Here is a 2063-nt window from a genome sequence, read left to right as displayed (position 1 = left end):
TGCCGCCCCGCTCGCGGTACTGGTCCAGTGCCCCGGAGATCGCCCGCAGGATTCCGCTGCCGTAGCGCTCGGCCAGCGGCCGGGCGACCCCGTCCACCTTCAGCAGCGCCTCGGGGCGGCGGGGGCGCGCCTCGACCAGCGCGTCGATCACCGCGTCGCTGAACACCATTCCCTCGGGCACGCTTTCCCGCGCCGCCAGCTCGCGGCGCAGGGTCAGCAGGACGTCGCGCACGCGGTCCGCCCGCGGCACCTTGCCCCGGCGCGGCATGGCCCGGTCTCCCGCGTCCGTGGGGTCCACCGACGCCATGGGCTTCTGCCCCAGGCAGTTGTCGCACGCGCCGCAGTGCTCCATGGCCGCGGGATCGCCGAAGTAGCGCAGGACGTAGCCGCGGCGGCATCCCTCGGTGTAGGCGTAGTTCTGCATCTGCCGCAGCTTGCCCAGCTCGCGCCGCTTGCGCTCGTCCAGCCCACGCCAGTCCACCGCCAGCGTGTGCACGGGGGTGGCGCGGTCCAGCACCCAGGTGCCCTCTCCCGTGAGCGGCCTCCATTCGACGAAACCCTCGTCCTGCAGCGCGTCCAGCAGCGGCGCCGCCCGGCCGCGGCCGCCCGCCGCCCCGTCCAGGGCCCGCCAGTCCAGCTCCACGCCGCGGTAGATGGCTTCGCCGCGCGCCGCGCGCCACAGCCCCCGCAGCATCTGCAGCTCGTCGGGCCGCTCCGCCAGCTCGCGGGAGATTCGCTCCGGGCGGGCCAGCAGGCGTACGCGCACGGGGCGCGGGCCGTTGCCGTACGTCTGCCGCACCAGCCCGAACTGCTCCAGCACCCGCACCGCGGAGGCGGCCTGGCGCTCGTCGTCGATGGCGGAAACCGTGTTCGCCAGCGCGGCCACGGGCAGGTCGTACAACCCGTCGCGGTCGGCGCGCTCGCGCAGCGCCTGCATGGCGGCCTCCACCGACTTTCGGGGTGGATAGGCCGAGTTGATGAAGTACTCGTGGGTGAACTTGTCGCGGAAGGCGTGCAGGAGCACGCAGTCGCTGTCGCCCCCGTCGCGTCCCGCGCGCCCGGCTTCCTGGTAGTACGCCTCCAGGTTGCCGGGAAGGTTGTAGTGGACGACGATGCGCACGTCGGGCTTGTCGATGCCCATGCCGAAGGCGTTGGTGGCCACCACCACCCGCACCTTGCCGGTCATGAACTCCTCCTGGATGCGCTTGCGGTCGCGGTCCGGGAGCCCGGCGTGGTACCCCACCGTGTGCGTTCCCACCCCGTTCAGCAGCGCCGTCAGCGCGTCGACCGCCTTGCGCGTGGAGGCGTAGACGATGGCCGATCCGTCACGCCCCTTGAGCAGCTTCAGCAGCAGCCGGTCCTTTTCGGAGTCGCTCTTGGCCTGCAGCACGTGCCACACGAGGTTGCGCCGGTCGAAGCCGGTGACCAGGACGCGGGGTTCGCGCAGCTTCAGCTGGCGGACGATGTCGTCGCGCACCTCGGGGGTGGCCGTGGCGGTCAGCGCGGCCACGGGCGGGCCGCCCAGCAGCGTGCGCACCTCGCCCAGGCGCAGGTACGACGGACGGAAGTCGTGCCCCCACTCCGAAACGCAGTGCGCCTCGTCCACCGCCAGGAGCGAGACGGGGATGTCGGCCAGGCGATGGCGGAAGCCCTCGGCGTCGAAGCGCTCCGGGGCCACGTACAGCAGCTTCACCTCGCCCCGGCGCGCAGCGTCGAGCCGGGCGTTCATCTCTCCCCCGCCCAGCGTGGAGTTGACGAACGTCGCCGGCACCCCCGCGGCCTCCAGGTTGTCGACCTGGTCCTTCATCAGAGAGATGAGGGGGCTGACGACCAGCGTCACCCCCGGCAGCAGCAGCGCGGGGACCTGGAAGCAGAGCGACTTGCCTCCCCCGGTGGGCATGATGGTCAGCGAGTCGCCGCCCGCCAGGATGTTGCGGATGGCCTGGTCCTGCCCGGGTCGAAAGTCCGGGTACCCCCAGTACCGGCCCAGCTCCTGGCGGGCGCGGTCCAGCGGGTCGGCGGTGGTCGGAGCGGCGGGTGCTGCCTGGCTCATCGCGCGGCGG

General features: G+C 72.8%; 1 protein-coding gene. It reads right to left on the bottom strand.

Annotation, left to right across the window (positions count from 1 at the left end; genetic code table 11):
• The coding region (locus tag VIB55_RS11190) for an ATP-dependent DNA helicase RecQ (RefSeq protein ID WP_331876745.1) at positions 1-2053 on the bottom strand (2053 nt) is incomplete at its 3' end.
• Positions 2054-2063 lie beyond the last annotated feature (10 nt).

It is taken from the genome of Longimicrobium sp., from assembly GCF_036554565.1.
Lineage (GTDB): Bacteria > Gemmatimonadota > Gemmatimonadetes > Longimicrobiales > Longimicrobiaceae > Longimicrobium.
Note: the sequence above shows the minus strand (reverse complement) of the source record. Positions and strands in the feature narration are given on the sequence as shown.